The following is a 5,827-nucleotide window of genomic DNA, read 5'->3' as shown; positions in this document are numbered from 1 at the left end:
GCTCGTCCGCCGGCGCTGCCACCGCCGCGCGCACCTCCCAGACGGTGCTGCAGGTGATGGGCGGCGGGTACCTCGTGATCCTGCTGCTTCCCGCCGTCGCCCTCGCGATCCCGCTGCTGCTGCGCGGCCGGGCGGCGGCCGTCGTCGCGCTCGTGGCCGCGGTGCTCGTGAGCATGTTCGTGCTGCTCGGCATCCTCAGCATCGGGCTGTTCTACCTGCCCGCGGTCGTCTGCGCGGTCATCGCCGCGGCCCTGCCGTCCGCCCCGCGGCATCCCTCCCCGAAACGGTAGGCCGGACGCCGGCTGCTACGCGGCGGCCTTCACGCGCGGGTCGACGAACACGTACAGGATGTCGACCACGAAGTTCGCGACGACGATGAGGAACGCGGCGAACAGGGTGAACCCGACCACGAGCTGCAGATCGAGCTGGTGCACCGCGTCGATGAGCAGCGCCCCGATCCCCTGCATCGAGAACACCTTCTCGGTGATGACCGTGCCGCCCAGCAGCGCGCCGAGGTCGAGACCGAAGATCGTCACCACCGGGATGATCGCGTTGCGCAGCCCGTGCCGCACGATCACCCGGCCCTCGGTGAGCCCCTTGGCCCGGGCCGTGCGGATGTAGTCCTCGCCCATCTGCTCGATCATCTGGCCGCGGGTGAGTCGCGCGTAGATGGCCGCGCTGATGAACGCGAGCGTGCACCAGGGCAGCACCAGGTGCACGAACCACTGCACCGGGTCCTCCGTGAACGGCACGTAGCCGCCGGTGGGCAGCCATCCGAGGATGAACCCGAACACCAGGATCACCAGCAGCCCCACCAGGTAGCTCGGAGCCGACACCCCCGCGATCGCGACGGTCATCACCGTGCGGTCGATCCACGTGCCGCGCTTCAGGGCGGAGACGACGCCGCCCGCGACACCGGCGAGCAGCCACAGCACGGCGGCGCCGACCGCGATGGACGCGGTCACCGGGAAACGGGACAGGATGAGGTCGGTCACGGTGGCGTTCTGCTGGAACGAGTAGCCGAAGCACGGGGCCGCGCACACCACCGCGGCCGCGCCGTGGCCGAACCGGCGGCCGGTGACGATGCCGGACAGGAAGTCCCACAGCTGCTCGTACCAGGGCAGGTTGGTGCCCATGAACTCCTCGGCCCGGGCGAGGTTGTCGGGAGTGCACGGCTTGCCGCACGCCAGTTGCGCAGGGTTGGTGGGCAGCAGGTAGAAGATCGCGTAGGTCACCGTGGCGACGACCAGCAGCACGAGGAGCATGCCGAGCAGGCGGGTCGAGAGGAAGCGGAGCATCGTCATCGGCGGGCTCCCTTCGGGTCGAGTGCGTCGCGCAGCCCGTCGCCGAGCACGTTGAACGCGAGGGTGATGAGGAACAGGGCGGCACCCGGGAACACCAGGTACATGGGGTCGGTCTGCACCCAGCCGACGGCGAGGCCGATCGTGCGACCCCAGCTCGGGGTGGGCGGCGGGACGCCCACGCCGAGGAACGACAGCGCGGCCTCGAAGCCGATCATCGAGGGCACGAGGATCGTGGTGTAGACGATGATCGTCGCGGTGACGTTCGGCAGCACCTGCGTGAACGCGACCCTCCAGGATCCGGCGCCCATCGCGGTGGATGCCGTCACGAACGAGCGCTCGCGCAGCGACAGGGCCTGACCGCGGATGACGCGGGCGATCGGCGGCCAGCCGAAGAACCCGATGACGAGGATCATGAACACCGGTCGCGGCACGCTCGAGGGCACGATCGCGGTGAGCGCGATGAGGAACACGAGCACCGGGAAGCCGAACATGACGTCCACCACCCGGCTCATCACGCGGTCGTACCAGCCGCCGAAGAATCCGGTGGTGACGCCGACCAGCACGCCGATGACCACGGAGATGACGGTGGCGCTGATGCCGACCAGCAGCGAGATGCGCGCGCCGTAGACGACGATGGAGAACATGTCGCGTCCGGTCAGCGGCTCGACCCCGAACCAGTGCCGCGCGCTGATGCCCCCGCCCCAGCCCGTCGGGGACCCGGAGTCGGTGAGCAGATCGACGTGGTACGTGTACGGGTTCTGGCCGGTGATCCCGGTGATCAGCGGCGCGAGGATCGCGCCGAGCACGAACACGACGATGATCACGGCGCCGGCGAAGGCCCAGCGGTCGCGCACCAGGTGCCGCACCACACGGCGGAAGCCGCGGCGCGGCGGCGCGAGGACCGGTTCGCCCTCGACGGTGTTGGCGGTGGTCATGCGGCCTCCCCCGTGGCGGCGTCGACGGCGGCATCCGCCATGAGTCGCCGCCAGGCCGCGCGACGCGCAGCCTGCTCCACCGGGTCGGCGACCGGTGCCGCGGCGAGCAGCCGCCGCGTGTACGGGTCCTGCGGATCGGCGAGAAGAGTGGATGCCGCGCCGGCTTCGACGATGCGGCCGGTGTGCATGACCGCGACCCGGTGCGCGACCTGCTGCACGACGGCGAGGTCGTGGCTGATGAACAGGCAGGCGAACCCGAGGTCGCGCTGCAGAGACGTGAGCAGCTCCAGCACCCGCGCCTGCACGGACACGTCGAGGGCGCTCGTGGGCTCGTCGGCGATGAGCAGCGCGGGCGAGAGGGCCACGGCGCGGGCGATCGCGACCCGCTGCCGCTGACCGCCGGACAGCTCGTGCGGGTACCGCTCCGCGTAGGCGGCCGGCAGCTGCACGGCGTCCAGCAGCTCGCCGACGCGTCGGGCGCGCTCGGCCTTGCCGTGCGCCGTGTGCAGTCGCAGCGGTTCGGAGATGGAGTGGCCGATCGTGTTGCGCGGGTTCAGGGAGGAGGCCGGGTCCTGGAAGACGTAGCCGATCTCGGTACGCACCCGGCGCAGCGCGCCGCGGGAGGCCCGGGCCAGATCGGTTCCGGCGACCTCGACGGTTCCGGAGGCCACCGGCACGAGCCCGGCGAGGGCGCGGCCGAGGGTGGACTTGCCCGATCCCGACTCGCCGACGAGGCCGAAGGTCTCCCCGGCGCGGATCGCGAAGGTCGCCTCGTCCACGGCGCGCAGCGAGTGGCCGCCCCAGCCGGAGGCTTTGTAGACGATCGACACGTCGCGCACGTCGACCGCCGGAGGTGCGGACGGGGCATCCGCTGCGGGCACGGGCGACGGGGCCGGCGCATCCTCGACCGCATCGTCGGCCGCGTCTTCGGCCGGTGCGTCGCCGAGCTTGCGCAGCCGCGGCACGGCCCGAAGCAATTCGCGGGTGTACTCCGCTTCCGGCGCGCGGAACAGCGTCGCCACGTCGGCCTGCTGCACCACCTCGCCCCGCCGCATCACCACGACGTCGTCGGCGAGGTCGGCGACCACGCCCATGTCGTGGGTGATGAGGAGGATCCCGACGCCCCGCTCGTCACGGAGGGCGCGCAGCAGGTCCAGGATGCCGGCCTGCACGGTGACGTCCAGGGCCGTCGTCGGCTCGTCCGCGATGATCGCGATCGGGTCGCACGAGATCGCCTGGGCGATCATGGCGCGCTGCAGCTGGCCGCCGGACAGCTCATGCGGATGCGACTTCGCGATGCGCTCCACGTCACGCAGCCCCACCGACGCGAGCAGGTCGTGCACGCGCTCGGTGACCCGCGCGCCCGGCACGCGGGTGTGCGCGGTGATCGCCTCGGCGATCTGCCACCCGATCGGATACACCGGGTCGAACGCGTTCATCGGCTCCTGGAAGATGGTGCCGATGACGCCGCCGCGCACGCGCCGCAGGGCGGCCGGCGACGCGCCGATCAGCTCGTCGCCCTGCAGGCGGATGCTGCCGCTCACGCGCGCGGTCGGGGGCAGCAGCCCGAGGATCGACATCGCGGTGACGGACTTGCCGGACCCCGATTCGCCCACGAGCGCGAGCACGCGTCCAGGGCGCAGGTCGAAGCCCACACCGTCGACGACGGTGCGGGCCGAGGTTTCGTCGTCGCCGCCGGTGAACGCGACCGTGATCGCGTCCACCGACAGCACGACGTCGGTCGGGTCGCCGCTCACTGGGCGAGCGTGACCTTCAGATAGTTCGGGTAGGCCGGGAAGGAGGCCACGAAGAAGTTCTGCACCTTGCTGCCGCGCAGGAACGCCTGGCGCGCATAGGTGAGCGGAACGATCGGGGCATCCTGCATGATCGTCTTGTCGACCTGCGCCCACAGCGTGTTCGCCTGGGTCTGGTCGACGGTGGCCTGCGCCTGGTCGATCAGCTTGTCGACGGCCGGGTTGCTGTAGTGCGACAGGTTGAACCCGCCGTTGCCGATCTGGTCGGACGCGAACAGCGGCTGGATGTTGCCCGCCGCCGACGGGAAGTCCGGCTGCCAGCCCGAGAGGGCGAGGTCGTACGAGGCCGTGGTGGTGGTGACCTCGTTGTAGAACGACGTCTGGTCCATCGGCTTGATCGTGACGGTGATGCCGACGCGCTTCAGGCCCTCCTGCACCGCCTGCGCCTCGGCCTGGCTCCGATCGTCGTTCTGCGCCCACATCGTGAGGTTCAGCGACGAGACACCGGCCTCCTGGAGCAGCTGCTTGGCCTTCGCGACGTTCCCGTCCTGGCCGGCCGGGTAGAGGTCGTACTCGACGCGGCCCGGGATGCCGGGGGTGATCAGGGTCGTGGCCCGGATCGCGGCCTGGCTGCCGCCCTGGGCGATGATGAACGCCTTCGGGTCGATCGCATAGTTGATCGCCTGACGCACCTTGAGGTTCTTCAGCGGACCGCGCGTGGTGTTGATCGCGACGTAGTTGATGGGGCCCGCCTGCGAGGTGACCAGGCGCGACTTCGCCGCGGGGTTCTGGTTCACGAGGTTCAGCTGCGCGGCGCCGAGGTAGTCGGACATGAACGACGTCTGCGCACTCCCCGCGTCGGAGATGAGCGATTGCGCGCTCGTGGAGACGTCCTGGCTCTCCTTGAACACGATCTGGTCGGGACCGCCGGTGCGCACCGAGTCCTGCGACCAGTACTTGTTGCGCACGAGGGTGAGCTGCGTGCCCTGCTGGTTGCTCTTGACCTCGTACGGGCCGGATGCCACCGGGTCGTCGGTGTACGTGTTGGGGTTGTCCTTGGCCTTCGGCACCGGCGCGAACGCGGGCATCGACACAATCCACGGCCAGTTGCCGTACGGCGCATTCAGGTGGAACACGATCGTGGTGGCGTTCGGCGTCTCGATCGACGCGAGCTGCTTGCCGGAGTACGGTCCCTTGTAGGCGTCGCCGCCGACGAGGAGGGGCTTGTGGTAGCCGAGACCGCCGGAGAGCTCCGGCGCGAACGAGCGCTCGACGCCGTACTTGATGTCCGCGCTCGTGATGGGGGTGCCGTCCTGGAACTTGAGACCCGACTTGAGCGTGTAGGTCCACGTCTTGCCGCCGTCGCTGGGCACACCGGTGTTCGTGGCGAGGTCGGGGACCACCTTCGGGTCCTTGCCGGGCTGGATGTCCCACGTGGTCAGGCGCCGCACGAGCAGGCCCAGAGTCGTGATCGCCAGGTTCTGGCTCTTGGCCGGGTCGAGGTTGATCTGCGTCTGCTGGGTCAGGATCGTCAGGGTCCCGCCCTTCGCCGACGTGGCGCTCGGCCCGTTGTGCGAGCTGCCGGAGCAGCCGGTCAGCAGAAGTGCCGCCGCGGCGGCGAGCGCAATGGCGCCCTTCACACGATTCCTCATGGGATGCCTCTCTCGGGCCCGGATGCTGTGGCGGGCGCCGTGGAACTGGATGTGGTCCGTCCATGGTCGCTCACGTGCGACCACCGACACCAACCGATGCGTCATGCACCGTTATTCCTGCGTTTCGACTCTCTTCGCTCGCGGGGCGACCGCGAGGCGGTCTTTCGACCGCCGTTCTCAGT

The 5,827-nt window shown here is 70.2% G+C and carries 5 protein-coding genes; 1 reads left to right on the top strand and 4 read right to left on the bottom strand.

Features of this window, described 5'->3' with window-relative positions:
* A partial coding sequence (locus tag VJR25_RS03625) for a hypothetical protein (RefSeq protein WP_324112617.1) occupies positions 1-290 on the top strand: 290 nt, incomplete at its 5' end.
* Between the two features lie 15 nt (positions 291-305).
* Here VJR25_RS03625 and VJR25_RS03620 read toward each other — a convergent pair.
* The 4 genes from VJR25_RS03620 to VJR25_RS03605 are packed head-to-tail and all read right to left on the bottom strand — an operon-like array spanning position 306 to position 5,645.
* Entirely contained in the window at positions 306-1,304 is a 999-nt protein-coding gene (locus VJR25_RS03620; protein ID WP_324112615.1) for an ABC transporter permease, read from the bottom strand.
* Complete coding sequence (locus VJR25_RS03615; protein WP_324112613.1) at positions 1,301-2,239, bottom strand: ABC transporter permease; 939 nt, start codon at positions 2,237-2,239, stop codon at positions 1,301-1,303. The genes VJR25_RS03620 and VJR25_RS03615 overlap by 4 nt, the downstream gene beginning before the upstream one ends.
* Positions 2,236-3,996, bottom strand: coding sequence for an ABC transporter ATP-binding protein (locus tag VJR25_RS03610; protein WP_324112611.1), 1,761 nt, complete (start codon positions 3,994-3,996; stop codon positions 2,236-2,238). Before VJR25_RS03610 ends, VJR25_RS03615 begins: the two co-directional genes overlap by 4 nt.
* On the bottom strand, positions 3,993-5,645 hold the full coding sequence (locus VJR25_RS03605) for an ABC transporter substrate-binding protein (RefSeq protein ID WP_324112609.1): 1,653 nt from the start codon (positions 5,643-5,645) through the stop codon (positions 3,993-3,995). The genes VJR25_RS03610 and VJR25_RS03605 overlap by 4 nt, the downstream gene beginning before the upstream one ends.
* Between the last annotated feature and the right edge of the window lie 182 nt (positions 5,646-5,827).

The sequence above is a fragment of the Microbacterium sp. genome (assembly GCF_035277845.1).
Classification (GTDB): domain Bacteria; phylum Actinomycetota; class Actinomycetes; order Actinomycetales; family Microbacteriaceae; genus Microbacterium.
This window is presented reverse-complemented; position numbering and strand designations above follow the sequence as displayed.